Origin of the sequence: Labilithrix sp. (genome assembly GCA_019637155.1) — a bacterium.
Lineage (GTDB): Bacteria > Myxococcota_A > Polyangia > Polyangiales > Polyangiaceae > Labilithrix.
In genome coordinates, this window is record JAHBWE010000027.1 from 1 (window position 1) to 16,768 (window position 16,768).

Here is a 16,768-nt window from a genome sequence, read left to right on the forward strand (position 1 = left end):
CACCGGGGCCGGGGGAACGACTCCGCCCGGCGGCGGCGCGATCCCGCCCGTCGGGGGGAGCACCGGCGCGGAGGGCTGCGGCGCGGTCGCGTTCTGGAACGCGTCCCGCGCGGCGGTGAACGGACCCGCGACCGATCCCGCGCTCGAGCCCACCGGCGCGGTGCTCTTCGCGACCGGCTGCGGGTTCGTCGTCGAGATGATCGCGATGACGATGCCCGCGACGAGGAGCGCGACGGAGCACGACAGCGCGGCGACGACCCACATCGGCGGGCGGCGCTTGAAGCGCTGCGCCGTCATCGTGCGGTTGTCGTTGTGCTGGATGCGCTGCACCGTCGGCGCCATGCGCGGGCCCATCATACCGACCTGCGTGATGGGGACGAAGTCGCCTTGCGGACCGGTCGGCGCCTGCTGCTGCCGATAGATCGGCATCGCGTGCGTGTTGTAGTCGGCCTGCTGCTGCTGGTCGTACCCCGCCGGCGTCGTCATCCCGAGCGGGTTCGGGTTCGAGCCCGGGATCTGGTCGTACCCGCCGCTGTGCATCTCGCCGGGATACGACGGCGAGTGCGAGAACGACGGCTGCGAAGGCGAGGCGTGCGCGATCGGCCCCGTCATCGCCGCGATGCGCTGGGCGTTCGGGCGCGGCGGCGTGGGCACCGGCCCCGGCGGCATCGGCGCGTTCGGGTTGCGCCCCGCCGCCGGCGTCGGCGGCGGGTAGCCGGGACCGGCGTGGTTGGGCTCGCGCGAGTTGCCGACGATGGTCTGGTCCTGGTCCTCTTCGGCGAGCTCCTCGGCGTCGAGCACCTCGGCCGACGCGGCGCTGCGCGCAGGCGGCCGCCCTTGCTTCGGGCGATCGGCCTCCGAGATGTGCATCAACGTCGGCGGCTCGCTGAGCCCGCCGCGGTACTGATCGCTCAGCGCGGAGCCCTGGATCGTGGGGCCGTCGCCGTCGGCCGGATGCGCGTCGTCGTCGAGGAGGCCCGCGCTGATCGGCGCGCCCGCGGCGGGGCGCGGCGCCGGCGGCGGGCGGCCGAACTTCGGCGGACCCGACGGCCCGCGCGGGGTGGTGAGCGAGTTCGCGGTCTCTTTGCCGTCGGCGGGGAGGATCTGCGGGCCCGGCGGAGGCATCTGTCCCCATCCGCCCGGCGGGGGCGCGCCTGCGGCGGGGGCCGGCGGCATGCCGGCGGCCGGTCTCGGCGGGCCGCCGGCGGCCGGCTTCGGCGGACCCGCGGGGCGCTCCTCCGAGTTCGTGTACTCGCCCGTCCCGAGCTTCGGCTTCGAGAGGAGCTGGTCGACGTTGATCGTCTGCGTGACCTCGGCCGCCCAGCGGAGGTGCGCCTCGCGCTTCTGGATGCGGTCCTGGAAGATCTGTTGCGTGTATGCTGCAACTTCATCGGACGCGATGAAGAGGCCGCGCCGCATGAGGAGCGACTGCAGCGCGCGCGAGAGCTCGCGCGCGGTCTTGAAGCGCTCGCCGCGGTTCTTCGCGAGCGCCTTCATCACGATCTTCTCGAGGTCGACGGGGTAGCCGCGGATGAGCGTCGACGGGCGCGGGACGTTGCACTCCTGCACCTTCGCGAGCGTGTCGAGATCGCTCTCCATGCGGAAGAGCCGCTGCCCGGTCGTGAGCTCCCACAAGACGACGCCGAGCGCGAAGATGTCGGTGCGGCGATCGATGGTCTCGCCGTGGACCTGCTCCGGGCTCATGTACGCGAGCTTGCCCTTGAGCGTGCCCGCGCGCGTGTGGCTCATGCGTGAGCTGAACTTCGCGATGCCGAAGTCGACGACCTTGGTGACGCCGTCGTACGTGACGAAGAGGTTGTGCGGGGTGACGTCGCGGTGGACGAGGCCGAGCTTCTCACCGTTCTTGCCGAGCAGCTCGTGCGCGGCGTGGAGGCCCTCCGCCGCATCGGCGATGACGCGGCACGCGATCTCCGGCGGCATCGCGGTGCCGAGCTCCTCGGTCCGCCGCATCACCTCGCGGAGCGGCTCGCCATGGAGGTACTCCATCGCGATCCAGTACGTGTCCTCGTGCTTGCCGAGGTCGAACACCGTCGCGACGTTCGGGTGCGAGATGCGCGCGGCGACGCGCGCTTCGTCGAGGAACATCTGGACGAAGGAGTCGTCCTCGACGAGGTGGGTGTGGATCTTCTTGATCGCGACCCACTTCTGGAAGCCGCCGGGGCCGTCCATGCGTGCAAGGTGCACGCTCGCCATACCGCCGATGCCGATCTCGTCGACGACGCGGTAGCGCCCGAGGAAATAGGTGCCGCCGCTCTTGATGTCGGACATCGACGGGTTGCCCGGCCCGAGGGGCTGCGACGCGATCTCCGGCGGCGGTCTATGCGCGCGATCCTGCGGCAATTCGAGGGCTCCTCAGGTGGGATTGGACGGACGGGACGGAGGAAAAGTGTAAGCGGTCAGCGATCGTTCGTGCGCGGAGAGTCGATGTCGAGGTTTGCGGGCGGGCGCGTCCCGAAGAAGACCGCGCTCCCGACGCCGGCGAGGACGACCCCGCCGATGACGTAGGGCCACGGCGAGGACCAGAAGCCGCCGCCGCGACGGAGGTTCTGGTCGCCGCGCGGCGCCTGCGGGCCCTGCGCGGTGAAGCCCGAGCCCGTGCTCGCGGCCGGGCCGGTGGTGGACGAAGACGACGAAGAAGGACCGGTCGCGGGGCCGCCGCCCGTGCCGTACTCGGGAGGGACGCGGACGCGCTCTTCGACTGACGCGATCCGGTTCTGGTGGTTGTCGAGCGCGTCGACGCGCACGACGATGCTCGCGCCCGGCAGCGTGACCTCGGGCCCGATCTCGAACTCCACGCTCTCGTCGGGCTTCGCGTCGAGCGAGATCTCCTTGCCGGTCGTCCCGTCCTTCGCGACGACGCCGATCTTCGCGACGATCGGCAGGTGTCCTTTGTCGAGCGTGGCCGTGACCTTGAACGGCTTTCCGGATGCGGTCTCCTTCACCGTCTTGATGCCGAGCTGGATGCTTCCGATCTTCGCGGTGTCCCGCTTCGCCTTCTCGGCGTAGGGCGCGGAGCGGCTCCGTCCTTCGGGCGGCAGCGTGAACGTCGCGTCGATGATCGACGCCGCCTTGAACGCCGCGATCGCCTGGTCCTTCTTGCCGAGCGCCGCGCGGATCGCGCCGAGCCGCACGTATCCCTCGAGCACCTCGGGCGGTGCGAGCCCACCTTTCTCGAGCGCCTCGCGATAGAGCGGCTCCGCCGTCTCGAGCGAGCCGCGGTCCCACGCGGCCCGCGCCGCGCGCAGCGCAGGCCCACCCGCCGCGTTGTCCTCCGCGAACGCAGAGCTCGCCAGCGCCATGCAGAGCATGAACGACACGACGAACCGGGCGAGCGACGAAACGCGCAATATCTAGAAACGCTATCGCGCCGTAGCAAGACCGCGCAAGGAGCGGGGTTAGTACTCAACTCAACTCAACGTCGGGGCTTCGCCCCGACACCCCACCCCAGACACGGCCCTCGCGCTGCGCGCTCGGGGCGCTTCGCGCCCGCTTGCGCGGCCGCTTCTGGGGCCCCGTTGGGGGCTCACATCGGGTGTTGCCCGACACGCACCCCCGACACTCACCCCCACAGGCCACAAGGACATGCCGCCTCCGGGTGGCCCCCGGGTGGCCCCCGGGGCCCCGCGACCGCGGCCGCTTAAGCGGTTGCGAAGCAACCCGAGCGCGCAGCGCGAGGGCCGTGGTCGCGGGGTGGGGGTGTCGGGGGCGAAGCCCCCGACGTTGAGTGCCTTACTTACAGATCACCCTATACCTCGCACGTCACCGGAATACCCCGCACGTCACCGGAATACCCTCGCACGTCACCGGAATACCCCGCACGTCACCGGAATACCCCGCACGTCACCGGAATACCCGCACGTCACGGAAAATACCCCGCACGTCACGGAAATACCCCGCACGTCACGGAAATACCCCGCACGTCACGGGATACCGCACGCACCCGCACGTCACGGAACACCCCGCACCCGCACGTCACGGGAACGGCTGCGCTGGGCGGCCGCGTTCGAAGTAGAACGAGAACACGCCGCGGAGGTGGCCGCGGCAGGGTGGGGGAGGGCCTTCGCCGCCTGGTTGCGCGTCGCGGGGGTCGGCGAGGTAGATGTCGAAGCAGCCGGCGTTCAGGCGCTCGGCGGCGACCTCCTCCTCGAGGCGGCCGTTCGCGAGGCTCGTGAAGGCGATGAAGCTGCGGCCGCTGCCGAGGCCGCCGGGCGCCATCTTGTCCGGGGCGCAGCCCTGGGCCGGGTCGGCGCCCATCATCTCCTTCACCGTGCAGGTCCCGTCGCTCGGGAGCGTCACCTCGTCCACCGCGTTGAGCGTGACGGTCTGCGTCTTGCAGCTTCGCTGCAAATAAAGTGAAAACGCGACAATCGCGGGATCCGGGTCAGGCGTGACAGGCGTCCCCGCGGGCGTGACCTCGGCGGGGATGTCGACGCGGAGGGTCTCGCCATAGCGGCCCTCGAAGCCGCGGCCGTCGGGCCTGATCTTCTTGATGTCGTTCACCTGGATCGAGATGCCGTCGGAGAAGTTCTGGAAGTCCGAGCCGCGCTGGATGCGGAGCGTGAGGCTCGTCTCGCGGTACGGCACCGCGGCGAAGAAGTCCGGCTCGAGGTCGAACGAGCCGTTCCAGCACTCGGGGATGTTGAGCGTGCCCTGGATGCTGCCGGCGCCGTCGCCTTGCGAGCACGCGGGCGCGCTCGCGGCGAGCGCGGCGAGGACGACGGCGGCGCTGGCGAATCGCCGGAGCACGAGCCCACGCTAGCAGATGCGCGCGCCGCCGAGGACGCGGTCGCCGTCGTAGAAGACGGCCACCTGGCCGCGCGACACCGCGCGCACCGGCTCGTGGAACGCGATCGCGTCGGCGGAGACGTGGCCGGACGCCCCTTCGTGCCGGTAGCGCACGCGGATCCGCGCCTCGCGCGGCAGCTCCACCCCCGGCGCGACGACGACGTCCTCGATCCGAGCGCTCGTCGCGGCGAGGTCGTCTTCGTCGCCGAGGTGCACCGTCGCGGTCGCAGGATCGATCGCGGTCACGAACGCCGGCCTGCCCAGCGCGACGCCGAGCCCCTTCCGCTGCCCGACCGTGAAGCGGTGCACGCCGTCGTGCATCCCGACGCGCCGGCCGTCGCGATCGACGATCGGCCCCGGCCGGAGCCGCGGCTTCGCCCGCTCTTCCACGAAGGTGGCGTACGCGCCCGCGCCCGCGCCGACGAAGCAGAGCTCCTGGCTCTCGCCCTTCGTCGCGCCCGGGACCTTGCGCGCGAGCGCCTCCGCCCGCACCTCCGCCTTCGTGCTCTCGCCGAGCGGGAACACGAGCCGCTCGAGGTGAGGGAGCGTCGTCGCGTAGAGAAAGTAGCTCTGGTCCTTCGTGCCGTCGTGTCCCTCGCGGATGAAGGGCACGCCGTCGTCGGTGCGCCCCATCCGCGCGTAGTGGCCGGTCGCGACGCGCGCGGCGCCGAGCCGATCCGCGAGCGCGACGAGCTCCGCGATCTTCACCCCGCGGTTGCACGCGGCGCACGGGCTCGGCGTCTCGCCCGCGACGTACGCATCGACGAACGGCTCCACCACCGTGCGCGCGAAGAGCTCGCGGCGATCGAAGGTGTAGTGCGGGATGCCGAGCGCGTCGGCGGTGCGCCGCGCGTCGTACTGGTCCTCCGGCGCGCAGCAGCGCCCGTGCGATCCCGCGCCCGTCTCGGGGTAGTCCCAGAGGTGGAGCGTGACTCCGACGACCTCGTGCCCCGCGTCGACGAGGCGCGCGGCGGCGACGGCGGAGTCGACTCCGCCGCTCATCGCCACGATCACGCGCTCCTTCGCCGCCATGGCGCGAGAACCTAATGGCGCGCGGCGCAAGAAGGAAGCGCTACTGCCCCTGCAGCACCGTCTTCACGCCGTTCGTGGCGCGGTCGACGAGCTTCGCCGAGAGGTCGACCGCCTCGCTGTAGCGGTAGACGCCGGCCTGGAGCGCGAGGAGCTCGACGTTGCCGAGCTCCTTGCCGCTCCCGACCGCCTTCTCGACGAGCTTCTCGCCGCGATCGCACTCGCGGCCGAGGCCGGCGAGGACCCGCGCGAACGGGGACGGCTCCGCCGGCGGCGCGGCGCGCTCCGCGTGCTCGGGTCGCTTGCCGTGGCCGTGGTGCGCGAGCTCGACGTCGAAGCCACCGTCCCGCAGCGCGCTCGCTCCGATGATCCGCATGGAGAGGGGGGTCGGCCTCGGCCCGCCCGCGGTTGCGCGCTTTTTCGCTACTCGATGCGGGCGCGCTTCATCGCCCGGGCCAGCCCCTCGATCGCGCGGGCGTGGAGGCGGCAGCCCCACGACTTCGACAGGCCGATCTCGCGCGCGGCCTCGTCGATCGTGATCTCGTCGAAGTAGATCCGCTTGAGGAGGGTCCGCTCCTGATCGGGCCGCTCCTCCATCGCCGCCTTCAGCTTCTCGATCATCTCGGCGTACGAGACGTTCGACTCGGGGCTGTGGTCCGCGTCCTTCGCGTGCTCGAGCGCCTCGCTGCGGCGCATCGCGAGGAAGCCGACCGCGGCCGCCATCGCGGCGGTGGCGAGCTGATCGCCGAGCGCCTTGTCCGCCGCTTCGGGCGAGCGCGGCGGCGCGGCCGCTTGCTCCTCGAGCGCCGCCTCGTGCACGCGGTCGGCGGCCTGGACGGCGCGGAGCTTGCGATAGACGCGCTTCGGCAGGCTCCCGGTCTGGCGCATCGCGTCCACCATCCCGCCGCGGATGCGGAGGGCGGCCCACTTCCTGAAGGGAATGCCGCGATCGGGATCGAACGAGCGCGCCGCGTGGAGGAGCGTCTCGCGGCCTTGCGAGACGAGGTCCTCGTACTGCATTTGCCCTCCGAACTGGCGGCGCATCCCACGCGCGATCGCGTCGACGACCGGCATGCCCTCCTCGATGCGCGCGATGACGTCGGGCGTGTCCATCTCGAACCCTGAGGTTATCCACAATCCCGGAAGACGACCGTGAGAGTCAAGGCACGTCGAGTCTTCCCATCGCTCGCGTGAATGGTATGGGTGCTCCTCCTCGTCGATGAGCGATCATCAGAAGCCGAGCGACCGAGACGTGACGTCGGTGCGGATCGCCGCGAGCGAGCGCGCGAGCTCCATCGATCCGCGCGCGCATCAGGCGTGGCGGACGTGGCTCGCCGCGCTGGCGAAGGACGCCGACGCCGTGACCGCGGCCGCGCTCGCGTACGAGTCGCTCGACGCCGACGGCCGGAGCGCGTGGCTCGACGCGCTCGATCACGACGCGCCCGACGTCGAGGTGCCGAAGATCGCGCTCTACGCGCCCCTGCTCGGGGTGGAGGAGGACGACGAGCGCCGCGCCCGCATCGTGCTCAACGTCGTCGGCGCGGCGCGGAAGAGCACGCCGCCGCGCGCGTGGGTGGGGCGGCGCGGCGAGGACCGCGTCTGCCTCGTCGTGACGCCGCTCTACCTCGATTTCGTCGAAATCCTCTGCTGCCGCTACGACCCCGACGTCGGCGTCCGCGACGCGTGGCACAAGTGGCTCGCGCACACGTCCGACGTCGCGAAGCACGGCGCCGAGGTCGGCGCACAAGAGGAGGCGCTGCTCCCCGAGGTCGTCGAGGAGCTCGCGCACGCGGTGGTGGCCGATCGCCGCGCGGGCCGGAACGCGCCGCCCTCCCTCGTCCGCTACATGGACCTCTTCGCGCCCGATCTCGCGCACCCCGCCCGCTCCGAAGACGAGTAAGATCCGTCCGCGGTGATGGACCGGCCCGACCTCGACAAACGTTGCGGGAGCTGCGCCCGCTTCGTTCGCGTCATCGAGACGATCGACGAGAACGGCGAGGTGAAGCGCAAGGGCGAGTGCCTGCTGATGGTGTGGCCGCCGCCGCTCTACGAGACGAACACGTGCTCGCAGTACGTGAAGAAGGGGACCTTCACCGGCAAGCCGGTCCCCAAGCCGCGCGCGATCCGCAGCGGGTCGCCGCGGCCCGCCGCGCGGCCGGGCGAGCCGCGGGCGCCCACCCAGTTCACCCTTCCGGAGGAGCTACTCGACATGAACGCTGACGAGTTCCGTGAGATCTTGCGTGAGGTCATCCGAGACGAGCTCGGCGTCGGCGATCCGCAGCTCGGCGCCCGATGGGAGGGCGGCGAGGTCATCCTGAAGCCGGGCAAAGAAGGCACCCAGGAGAAGCGGATCCCGATCGAGTCGCTCTTCACGAAGATCGTGATGATCCGCGACAAGCTCCGCGTCCTCGAGCAGAAGATCAACGCGCACGGGAAGCTCTCGCCGGAGGAGAAGGTTCAGATGCAGGGCTACGTGACGGGGTGTTACGGCTCGCTCACGACCTTCAACCTCCTCTTCGCGAACAAGGGCGACAACTTCGTGGGCCAGAAAGGCGACGACTGACCTTGCGGCGGTCCGCGCTCGTCCTCGCGCTCTTTGCCGTGGCCTGCGGCCCGAAAGAAGGGGAGGGGCCGCCGGTCGGCGTGTCCACGAAATCGGGATCGTCCGAGATCGAACGGGTCGAGAAGGCGGCCGTCTTCGCGTTCGACCCGCTCGACGACGAGCGGCCGGTGAGCTCCGAGGCCTTCCGCGGAAAGCCGGCCGTGATCTGCTTCGTCACGACCGGCGACCTCAACAGCCAGGCCCAGGCGAGCTACCTCGTCCACATGGCCAAGAACGACGGCGACCGCGTGTCGTACGCGATGGTGGCGCTCCATCCACGGAAGGAGATCGTGCTGGTCGAGACCTACCGGCAGACGCTCGGGGTCGAGTTCCCGGTCGCGCTCGCCGACGCGGCGGCGACCTCGAGCGCGGGACCCTTCGGCGAGATCCCGGCCGTCCCGACGACGGTCATCCTCGATCGGCAGGGCCGGATGGTGTGGAAGCACACCGGCCTCGCGAAGCACGAGGAGATCCGCGGTCACATGCACGGGCTTTGAGGCATTGCCGCCTCGAGGCCTATCATGACGACGATGTTGCGCTCCGCCGTCATCGCCGCCGCGCTCGCGATGGTCGGGTGCCACGGCGCGTCCGCGAAGTCGCCCGCGGCGGCGAGCGCGGGCAGCACGCCCGCGGCGACGTGCGATCGGCTCGCGGGGGACCTCGTCGCGTTCGGCGAGGTCCTCGAGACCGCGTCCGCGAACGCGAAGCTCCGCGTCGTCACCTACGCCGGGCTCCTCGAGCTGCTCCTCTCCTTCGAGTCCGCGAGCAAGGAGCTCGACGTCGAGCTCGCGTCGCTCGGCGAGACGGCGGGGATGGAGAAGACGCGCGCGTCGCTCGCGCGATCGATCCAGTTCGCGCGGTCGGAGCGGGAGGCGCTCGAGAAGCACGCGAAGGAGATCGCGCCGCTCGCGCGCGAGACGCAGCAAGCCTGGGTCGCGCTGCGCGCGGCGTGCGAGGGACCGCGGCGCGCGCCCGAGTGCAGCGGCGTGCGCGACGCGATCGGCAAGTACGACGGCGCGGACACGAGCGAGGCGCACGAGAAGGCGGTGGCCGCGCTCGGCGCGCTGAAGATCACGACGCCGGCGCTCGTGAAGGCGCGCGACCGCGCGACGAAGGCGAGCAAGGCGGCCTCCGTCGCGATCGCGGCGCGGCGCGAGACGACCAACGCGATGCCGCAGCGCTGGGCCGAGGTGCAGAAGGACCTCGCCTCGTCGGTCGACGGGCTCGTCGCGTCGTGCAAGGGTGAGCCGCATCCGTCGTCGCAGCTCGTCGCGGCGGCGAAGCCGGATCCGCGGAAGCTCACCGTGCTCGTGCACGTGCGCCCGCCGGCGGGGGTCGAGCGGCAGCTCCTCGCGCTCTCGGCGTCGGCGCGCGATCCCGGCGAGAAGGCCTTCTACCGCGCGCGGGCGGAGGGCGCGTTCGGGAGCGGCTTCTTCCTCGTCCAGAAGGGCGCGAAGAACAAGCCCGAGGTCCTCGTCGTCACGAACCGTCACGTCGTCGAGCTCGGCGACGTCGCGGCGCTCGAGCTCGCGGACGGCACGTCGCTCGGCCAGGCCGAGATCGTCTACGCGAACCCGGCCCACGACCTCGCGGTGCTGCGGCCGACCGGCAAGCTCACGGTGAAGGAGGGCTTCGCGTTCGCGGATCAGCCGGTGAAGGACCAGCAGACCGTCATCGCGACCGGCTTCCCCGGGATGATCGGGCGGCCCTCGTACCAGACGACGAAGGGCTACGTGTCGAACGAGAGCTTCCGCCTCGACGAAGGGATGCGCCCGCTCACGTACGTGCAGCACACCGCGCCGATCGATCCCGGCTCGAGCGGCGGCCCGCTCACGGACGAGGCGGGCCACATCGTCGGCGTGAACACGCTCAAGGTGAGCGGGCGCGAGAACGTCGGCCTCGCGGTGCCGTCGAAGTACGTGCTCTCCACGTTGCAGGTCGCGAGCTCGATCGAGGCGCACCACGCGAAGGGCGCGCGCCTCGCGTGCCTCGGCTTCGTCGCGGAGCTCGGCGCCGCGGAGCCGCGCATGCTCGTGCTCGAGCAGATGATCTCGAACCACCTCGTCGCGGGGGACGGCCTCGAGGCGGCGGCGGCGCTCAGCAGCGAGCCCGGCTTCGAGGAGCTCTGGAACGACGACAGCGTCCGCGCGATGCGCATCGCGACGCTGGTGAAGCTGCGCACGCTCATCATGGGCGGCGGCGGACCGTCGGTGCTCGAGACGTGCGACGACGCCGACACGAAGGCGGACACCGCGAAGTACCGCATCCGGATGGGGAACTTCGAGACGCGCGAGCTCCTCTTGCGGTGGGAGCACGGCCGCTGGAAGATCGACGGCCTCGACGCGAAGGGCGCCGCCGCCGCGCGACCGGGCAGCAAGAAGCTCCCCGCCGCAGGGCCGGGCGGATCGCGTAAGGTGGCGCCTCCCAAGAAGCGCCCATGACCCCCGACGACGCTCCCGCCTCCCCGCCGCGCGACGAAGACCCCGCCGCGGCGCCGAAGGCGGAGGCGGAGCCGAAGGTGGTCCCCGTGCTCGGGCCGCGGCCGCGCGTGGCGGCGATCGACGTGCTGCGCGGGCTCGTGATGGTGATCATGTCGATCGACCACGCGTCCGAGATGTTCAACTCCGGGCGGCTCTTCACCGATTCCATCCGCTGGTACGAGCCGGGTCAGGAGCTGCCCGCCGCGCAGTTCTTCACGCGCTGGATCACCCATCTCTGCGCCCCCACGTTCGTCGCGCTCGCGGGGACGTCGCTCGCGATCTCGACCGAGTCGCGGCGCCTGCGCGGCAAGAGCGAGAAGGCGATCGATCTCCACATCCTCTCGCGCGGCTTCGCGATCCTCCTCTTCGAGGTCGTCTGGATGTCGCCGGTGATGCTCCGGCCGGGGCGCTTCCTCTTCCAGGTGCTCTACGCGATCGGCGGATCGCTCGTGTGCATGGTCGTGCTGCGGCGGCTCGGGGATCGGACGCTCCTCGTCGTCGGCCTCCTCCTCGCGTTCTGCAGCGAGATGATCGTCGGCTTCTTCGCCGGCGTCGGCGAGCTCGACTCGCTCGGGGTCGGGCTCTTCGCGGCGGGCGGGTTCTTCTTCGATCGCCGCCTCATCGTCGCGTACCCGATCGTCCCCTGGCTCTCGATGATGTGCATCGGCTGGGCGTTCGGGCGGCACATCGTCGTGTGGCGCGCCGCGGGCAAGGACGAGACGCGCCTCGCCACGCGCGCGCTCGCGATCGCCGGCGCGGTGAGCCTCGTGCTGTTCGCGCTCGTCCGCGGGAAGAACGCGTTCGGCAACATGCGCCTCCATCGCGAGGACGGCTCGCTCGTGCAGTGGCTGCACGTCAGCAAGTACCCGCCGAGCTTCACGTACGTGACGCTCGAGCTCGGCATCGCCGCGCTCCTGCTCGCCGCGTTCCTCTGGATCGGGCCGCGCCGCGTCCTCGAGCCGCTGCGGCTCCTCGGGCAGACCGCCCTCTTCTATTACCTGCTCCACATCCACGTGCTGAAGCTCGTCGCGGTGGTGACGGGGACGGAGGGCAAGCTCGGCATCGTCTCCGCCTACGTCGGCGGGCTCGCGATCGCGGCGGCGCTCTACCTTCCGTGCCGGTGGTACCGCGGCTACAAGTCGGCGCACGCCGACGGCTGGACGCGCTTCGTCTGATTCAGACGAGCTGCTTCACGAGGTCGGGCTTCACGACCTTGCCGAGCGCGTTGCGCGGGAGCGCGTCGAAGAAGAGGACCTGCTTCGGGACCTTGTACGGCGCGAGGTGCTCCTTGACGAACGCGCGCAGCGCCTCGGCCTCGCACGCGCGATGCGCCTGCACGCACGCGACGACGCGCTCGCCCCACGCCTCGTCCGGCACGCCGACGACCGCGACGTCGTCGACGTCGGGGTGGCGGCGCAGCACCTCCTCGATCTCGAGCGCGGACAGCTTGTAGCCGCCGCTCTTGAGGATGTCGACGCTGGTACGCCCCAGGATCTTGAACGGTCGTCCCTCGAGGCTCGGCTCACGCATCACCGTGTCGCCGGTGCGAAACCACGGCGTCCCGCCGTCGCTCGCGGCGACGAACGCGCGCGCGGTCTCGGCTTCCTTCTGGTGATACCCGACGAACACGGACGGCCCGCGGATCCAGAGCTCGCCGGTGTCGGCGTCCTCGCCTTCGTCGTCGACGATGCGCGTCTCGACCGTCGGCAGCGGTTGCCCGACGTGGCCGGCGTGGCGCGGTCCGTCGAGCGGGTTCGTGATGCCGACGCCGATCTCGGTCATGCCGAAGCGCTCGAGCGGGATCTTCCCGTTCACCGCGCGCCACCGCTCCGCGAGCGTGACCGGGAGCGCCGCGCTGCCGCTCGTCGCGAGCCGCAGCTGACGCGCGTTGGCCGACCAGCGCGCGCGCGTCGCGTCGTCGGCGGCGTCGAAGGCGGCGAAGAGACGGTGGTACATCGAGGGCACGCCCATGAAGACGGTGGCGCGCGCCATCTCGTTCCAGATCGCGACCGCGTCGAAGGAGCGAAGCATCCGCGCGGTAGCTCCGGCGCCGATCGCGGTGAGCAGCGCGATCGCGAGGCCGTGCATGTGATGGAGCGGCAGCGAGTGGAGGAGCACGTCGCTCTCGCGAAACCCCCACGCCGCGCCGACGAGCTCCTGCTGGATCGCGAGGTTCGCGTGCGTGAGCACGGCGCCCTTCGGCTTGCCGGTCGTGCCGCTCGTGTAGAGCTGCAGCGCGGGCGCGCCCGCGGCGATCGGCGGCAGCGGCGCGGGCTCGTACGCGGCGAGCGCGCTCACGTCGCGGACGTCGAGCGGCGGCGCGAGCTTCGCGAGCGAGGCGGACGCGACGACGGTGCCGACGCCGGCGTCTTCGCAGTAGTAGCGGAGCTCGGCGGCGGGATGGATCGGGGTGAGGACGATGAGCGCGCGTCCGGCGAGGAGCGCGCCGTAGAAGGAGGCGAGGAAGTCGACGCCGGGCAGGGCGAGCACGGCGACGCGGTCTCCGCTCACGTCGCCGAGCGCCGCCGCCACGCCGCGCGCGCGCCGCACGAGCGAGGCGTACGAGTGCTCGCCGCTGTCGTCGATCACCGCCGTCCGCGCGTCCTCCCCGCGCGCGAGGAACCGCTCCAGAAGCAGACTCACGCGCGCTTCTTACACGACCACGCGCGCCGCGCGAAGTACGCTTCTCGTCGTGGGGTGGGGGAGATGAAAGGCAAACGAAAGAAGAAGCGTGGAGCGAGGGCTCCTTCGCGCCTCGCGCTGCTCGTGCCCGTCGTCGTCGTGGGGGCTGGGCTCGTCGTCCTTTGGTGCAACAGCCGCGGCGGCGGCGCGCCGAGCTCGACGGCGCTCGACGTGCCCAGCGCGGCGCCGAGCGTGTCGGCGGCGCCGGAGCCGAATCCGATCGACGTGGCGACGCCCGGCTTCGTGCAGATCGCGGCCGCGGGACGCCTCACCTGCGGCCGCACCGACGAGGGGACGGTGCTGTGCTGGGGCGACAGCGCCTTCACGACCAAGACGCGGTCGGCCGCTCGGCTCCCGGCGCCGCGGCGCGCGCAGCCGACGCTCGTCGCACGGCTCGAAGACGCGATCGACCTCGACGTCACGCCGAGCCACGGATGTGCGGTGACGAAGACGGGCGCGGTCCGATGCTGGGTCGACATCACCGCCGCGAGCCTCGATCTCGGAGGAGCTCCCGAGGAGGCGGTCGCGCTCACCGCCGACGCCACCGGCGTCTCCGACGCCGTGAGCGTGCGCGGCGGCGGCGGCTCGAGCGCCTCGTTCTGCGTCGTTCATCGCGACGGGACGGGGAGCTGCATGACGGCGAGCGCGCCGGACGTTCCGGCGTCGCCGGAGAAGGTGAGCGGCCTCTCCGCCCTCACGACGATCGAGCCCGGCGGCGTTCACAAGTGCGCGCTGACGAAGGACGGACGCGTCGTCTGCTGGGGCGGCAACATGAGCGGCCAGACCGGCATGCTGACGCGCAGCGATCCCGCCGGCGCGCCGCCGCTCCTCGAGGGCGCGACGTCCCTCTCGGCGGGGTCCGCGTTCTCGTGCGCGGTCAAGGACGGGCGGCCATATTGTTGGGGCTCCAACGGTTCGCGGCAGGTGAGCGGCGCGCTCGTCCCGTCGGTCGAGGCGCCCGTCGTCGCGCGCGACATCGCGGGCGTTCGTCGCGTCGAGGCCGGCGTTTACCACGCGTGCGCCGTGACCGACGCGGGGCGCGTTCGCTGCTGGGGTGACGATCGCTACCGGCAGTCGGCGAGCGAGCGCGACGTCCCCGGCATCGAAGACGCGATCGACGTCGCGGTCGGCGAATGGCATTCGTGCGCGCTGCTGAAGTCGACGAAGGTCCTCTGTTGGGGCGAGAACCTCCGCGGCCAGCTCGGCGACGGCACCGTCTCGAGCTTCACGCTCGCGCCCCGGCCCGTGATCGTCCCCGCGTCGAAGGACGAATGACCTCCGCGCTCGGCGTGAGGTGAAAAAGAGGAGCCTGGCTCATGCCCTGGTGGATGGAGACCAGGATGGGGTGGTCGGTTTTGCCTTTTGCTCGGTGCCGACTGCAACGAAGAGGTGACGCGCTACGGAGTGCAACGAACGAACCATCTCGGCTGGTGGTGGGCGAAAAACGAAAGACGAAAGGACACATGACGCAGGTACGGCCGATCCTTCGGCTAGCCGCCAGGCTCCCAAATTTGTGTCTCCTCAAACGGGTACGCTCCCGCAGACTCGCGAACCCTCGGGTCGTTCATCGGCGAGCAGCGGAGGATGCGCGCGTCTTCGCGCGCGTCCTACGGCTGCGAGCGGGGTGCAGGGGGCAGAGCCCCCTGCGTTTAAGCCACGAGCTCGGTCTTGTTCGCGCGGTTGATCGCTTGTTTCACGCGCTGGAGGAACTCCTGCACGCGGTCGATCTCGTTGTACATCTCGCGCGCGGGGAGGCCGTAGTCGGTGGTCTCGACGACGTCGAAGCCGACGAGCTCCATCTCCTCCGCCTTGAGGCCCTTCTCGCTGAAGGTCTCCTTCTTGCGCTCGACCTTGTTGACGGCGCGATGCTTCACGAAGTCGGGGCCCGTCTCGTAGACCGAGACGTTGTCCTGGCGGAGCGGGACCGCGCGTGCGGCCTGCTCCATCTTCGGGATGATGTCGCTCTTGAGGACGAGCAGCTCCGGCACCGTGTACGTGCGCGCGACGCCGTCGATGTCCTCGACCTCGGCGACGGCGCGCTGATTGGTGAGCGAGATGCGGAGCGCGAGCGCGCGGTCTTCGGCGACGATCTCCGCGAGCTTCGCGCGGCACTCGTCGACGGTGTAATGGCGCGTCGTCTTCTTCTCCGATCCCTCGAACGCGACGAAGGGCTCGCCTCCGTCGATCGCGAGGGTCCGGAACGAGCGCTTCACGCTTCCGGCGGCCTGGAGCCGGCCGACCCACGTCGCGAGGTCTGCGCCGAGCTTCTTGCGGCGATTGAAGGCATCGCCGAGGGTCATGGATGGAGCGGCGGGTGTGGGATCGACGGTATTCACGACGGGTGTCTCCACGCGCCGAGGGGCGCGGCCGCAGCGCTCGGGGGGTGACCTGCGCGGTGGCGCGGGCTCGAGCAGAGGTGCTCGCCGAACGAGGGCCGCGTGAACCTAAGCACCCGCTTCGGGCTCACAACCCCTGTGAATGCAGATTCGCAGGGGCTGCGGAGGGGCGGGGTTTTCCGCGAGCCCCGCGCGGCACGCGACCTGCAGGTGTAAACTGCAAAGCGAGCGAGCCATGGACACCCAGCCGAGAGTTCTTTTGTCAACGTCGGGGGCTTTGCCCCCGACACCCCCACCCCGCGACCACGGCCCTCGCGCGGAGCGCGAGGGTTGCTTCGCAACCGCTGCAGCGGCCGCGGTCGCGGGGCCCCCTCTCGACCTTCGCCTATCGGCACCGTTCCCGGCGGAGTCCCGTCGGGGGGCTGAGACGAGCGGGGTTGTGGCGGCTGCGGTCGCAGGGCCCGGCGGGCGGACTGCGACGAGCGGTGCTTCTGCGCGTGCTGCTGTGCTCTTCTTTGTTGCTGGAGCGGTTGCGCTTCTTGGGGCGTGCGCGATCGATCCTACGGATGGGATGGCGCGTTCGGGGCCGAGCGGTGGCATGGGGGTGGAGTGCAAGTGCCCGGGCACGACGGCGGACTGCAGTGGCGAGCAGGGGCAGTGCCAGAGCGGCCTCGATTGCCGCCGCACCGACAACAACCGCAACATTTGCACCATCGATTGCGGGAGCAACCCGCTCACCGGCGCGTGTCCCGCGAACTTCGTGTGCAAGGCGATCGGCGTCCCGGGCACGCGCCTCGCGTGCCACAAGAGCCCGTGAGCTCGTAGCAGGGTTG

Annotated in this window: 15 protein-coding genes; 7 read left to right on the forward strand and 8 right to left on the reverse strand. The window is 71.1% G+C overall.

Annotation, left to right across the window (positions count from 1 at the left end):
• The 6 genes from KF837_40250 to KF837_40275 form a co-directional block, all read right to left on the reverse strand.
• Nucleotides 1-2,289, reverse strand: a 2,289-nt coding sequence (locus KF837_40250; GenBank protein MBX3233625.1) for a protein kinase, incomplete at its 3' end; no start/stop codon positions are given.
• 128 nt (nucleotides 2,290-2,417) lie between these two features.
• Nucleotides 2,418-3,368 carry a tetratricopeptide repeat protein gene (locus tag KF837_40255; GenBank protein ID MBX3233626.1) on the reverse strand — a complete coding sequence of 317 codons (951 nt, stop codon included), beginning with the start codon at nucleotides 3,366-3,368 and terminating at the stop codon, nucleotides 2,418-2,420.
• A 625-nt stretch (nucleotides 3,369-3,993) separates the two neighbouring features.
• Nucleotides 3,994-4,767 carry a hypothetical protein gene (locus KF837_40260; protein MBX3233627.1) on the reverse strand — a complete coding sequence of 258 codons (774 nt, stop codon included), beginning with the start codon at nucleotides 4,765-4,767 and terminating at the stop codon, nucleotides 3,994-3,996.
• 9 nt (nucleotides 4,768-4,776) lie between these two features.
• The gene (gene mnmA / locus KF837_40265) at nucleotides 4,777-5,808 is read right to left on the reverse strand and encodes a tRNA 2-thiouridine(34) synthase MnmA (protein ID MBX3233628.1); all 1,032 of its coding nucleotides are present in this window, start codon (nucleotides 5,806-5,808) and stop codon (nucleotides 4,777-4,779) included.
• 70 nt (nucleotides 5,809-5,878) lie between these two features.
• Nucleotides 5,879-6,211, reverse strand: a complete 333-nt coding sequence (locus tag KF837_40270) for a hypothetical protein (protein MBX3233629.1) — start codon at nucleotides 6,209-6,211, stop codon at nucleotides 5,879-5,881.
• Between the two features lie 47 nt (nucleotides 6,212-6,258).
• Complete coding sequence (locus tag KF837_40275) at nucleotides 6,259-6,948, reverse strand: sigma-70 family RNA polymerase sigma factor (GenBank protein ID MBX3233630.1); 690 nt, start codon at nucleotides 6,946-6,948, stop codon at nucleotides 6,259-6,261.
• Between the two features lie 106 nt (nucleotides 6,949-7,054).
• On the opposite strand from KF837_40275, the gene KF837_40280 reads away from it, so the two are divergent.
• From KF837_40280 to KF837_40300, 5 genes are read left to right on the forward strand one after another with little or no spacing between them, the layout of a single operon-like run.
• On the forward strand, nucleotides 7,055-7,735 hold the full coding sequence (locus tag KF837_40280) for a hypothetical protein (protein ID MBX3233631.1): 681 nt from the start codon (nucleotides 7,055-7,057) through the stop codon (nucleotides 7,733-7,735).
• Nucleotides 7,736-7,750: 15 nt separating this feature from the next.
• A complete protein-coding gene (locus KF837_40285) occupies nucleotides 7,751-8,398 on the forward strand; it encodes a hypothetical protein (GenBank protein MBX3233632.1) in 648 nt (215 codons plus the stop codon).
• 2 nt (nucleotides 8,399-8,400) lie between these two features.
• Nucleotides 8,401-8,934 (forward strand): TlpA family protein disulfide reductase, encoded by a 534-nt coding sequence (locus KF837_40290; protein ID MBX3233633.1) that lies wholly within the window; start codon nucleotides 8,401-8,403, stop codon nucleotides 8,932-8,934.
• A gap of 33 nt (nucleotides 8,935-8,967) precedes the next feature.
• On the forward strand, nucleotides 8,968-10,878 hold the full coding sequence (locus tag KF837_40295) for a trypsin-like peptidase domain-containing protein (GenBank protein ID MBX3233634.1): 1,911 nt from the start codon (nucleotides 8,968-8,970) through the stop codon (nucleotides 10,876-10,878).
• Nucleotides 10,875-12,092, forward strand: coding sequence for a DUF1624 domain-containing protein (locus KF837_40300; protein ID MBX3233635.1), 1,218 nt, complete (start codon nucleotides 10,875-10,877; stop codon nucleotides 12,090-12,092). The genes KF837_40295 and KF837_40300 overlap by 4 nt, the downstream gene beginning before the upstream one ends.
• 1 nt (nucleotide 12,093) lies before the next feature.
• On the opposite strand, the gene KF837_40305 is transcribed toward KF837_40300, so the two are convergent.
• On the reverse strand, nucleotides 12,094-13,560 hold the full coding sequence (locus KF837_40305; protein MBX3233636.1) for an AMP-binding protein: 1,467 nt from the start codon (nucleotides 13,558-13,560) through the stop codon (nucleotides 12,094-12,096).
• A gap of 63 nt (nucleotides 13,561-13,623) precedes the next feature.
• Between KF837_40305 and KF837_40310 the strand changes: the two genes are divergently transcribed.
• The gene (locus KF837_40310; GenBank protein ID MBX3233637.1) at nucleotides 13,624-14,874 is read left to right on the forward strand and encodes a hypothetical protein; all 1,251 of its coding nucleotides are present in this window, start codon (nucleotides 13,624-13,626) and stop codon (nucleotides 14,872-14,874) included.
• 374 nt (nucleotides 14,875-15,248) lie between these two features.
• Here KF837_40310 and KF837_40315 read toward each other — a convergent pair whose 3' ends face one another.
• Nucleotides 15,249-15,899, reverse strand: a complete 651-nt coding sequence (locus tag KF837_40315) for a hypothetical protein (GenBank protein MBX3233638.1) — start codon at nucleotides 15,897-15,899, stop codon at nucleotides 15,249-15,251.
• 607 nt (nucleotides 15,900-16,506) lie between these two features.
• Between KF837_40315 and KF837_40320 the strand changes: the two genes are divergently transcribed.
• Nucleotides 16,507-16,752 (forward strand): hypothetical protein, encoded by a 246-nt coding sequence (locus tag KF837_40320; protein MBX3233639.1) that lies wholly within the window; start codon nucleotides 16,507-16,509, stop codon nucleotides 16,750-16,752.
• Nucleotides 16,753-16,768: the final 16 nt, after the last annotated feature.

Excerpts from the sequence above, each read along its gene's own strand:
- KF837_40285 (MBX3233632.1), top strand. The coding sequence starts at position 7,751 with ATGGACCGGCCCGACCTCGACAAACGTTGCGGGAGCTGCGCCCGCTTC.
- KF837_40300 (MBX3233635.1), top strand. The coding sequence starts at position 10,875 with ATGACCCCCGACGACGCTCCCGCCTCCCCGCCGCGCGACGAAGACCCC.
- KF837_40310 (MBX3233637.1), top strand. The coding sequence starts at position 13,624 with ATGAAAGGCAAACGAAAGAAGAAGCGTGGAGCGAGGGCTCCTTCGCGC.
- KF837_40280 (MBX3233631.1), top strand. The coding sequence starts at position 7,055 with ATGAGCGATCATCAGAAGCCGAGCGACCGAGACGTGACGTCGGTGCGG.
- KF837_40315 (MBX3233638.1), bottom strand. The coding sequence starts at position 15,899 with ATGACCCTCGGCGATGCCTTCAATCGCCGCAAGAAGCTCGGCGCAGAC.
- KF837_40295 (MBX3233634.1), top strand. The coding sequence starts at position 8,968 with ATGTTGCGCTCCGCCGTCATCGCCGCCGCGCTCGCGATGGTCGGGTGC.
- mnmA (MBX3233628.1), bottom strand. The coding sequence starts at position 5,808 with ATGAGCGGCGGAGTCGACTCCGCCGTCGCCGCCGCGCGCCTCGTCGAC.
- KF837_40270 (MBX3233629.1), bottom strand. The coding sequence starts at position 6,211 with ATGCGGATCATCGGAGCGAGCGCGCTGCGGGACGGTGGCTTCGACGTC.
- KF837_40275 (MBX3233630.1), bottom strand. The coding sequence starts at position 6,948 with ATGGACACGCCCGACGTCATCGCGCGCATCGAGGAGGGCATGCCGGTC.
- KF837_40320 (MBX3233639.1), top strand. The coding sequence starts at position 16,507 with ATGGCGCGTTCGGGGCCGAGCGGTGGCATGGGGGTGGAGTGCAAGTGC.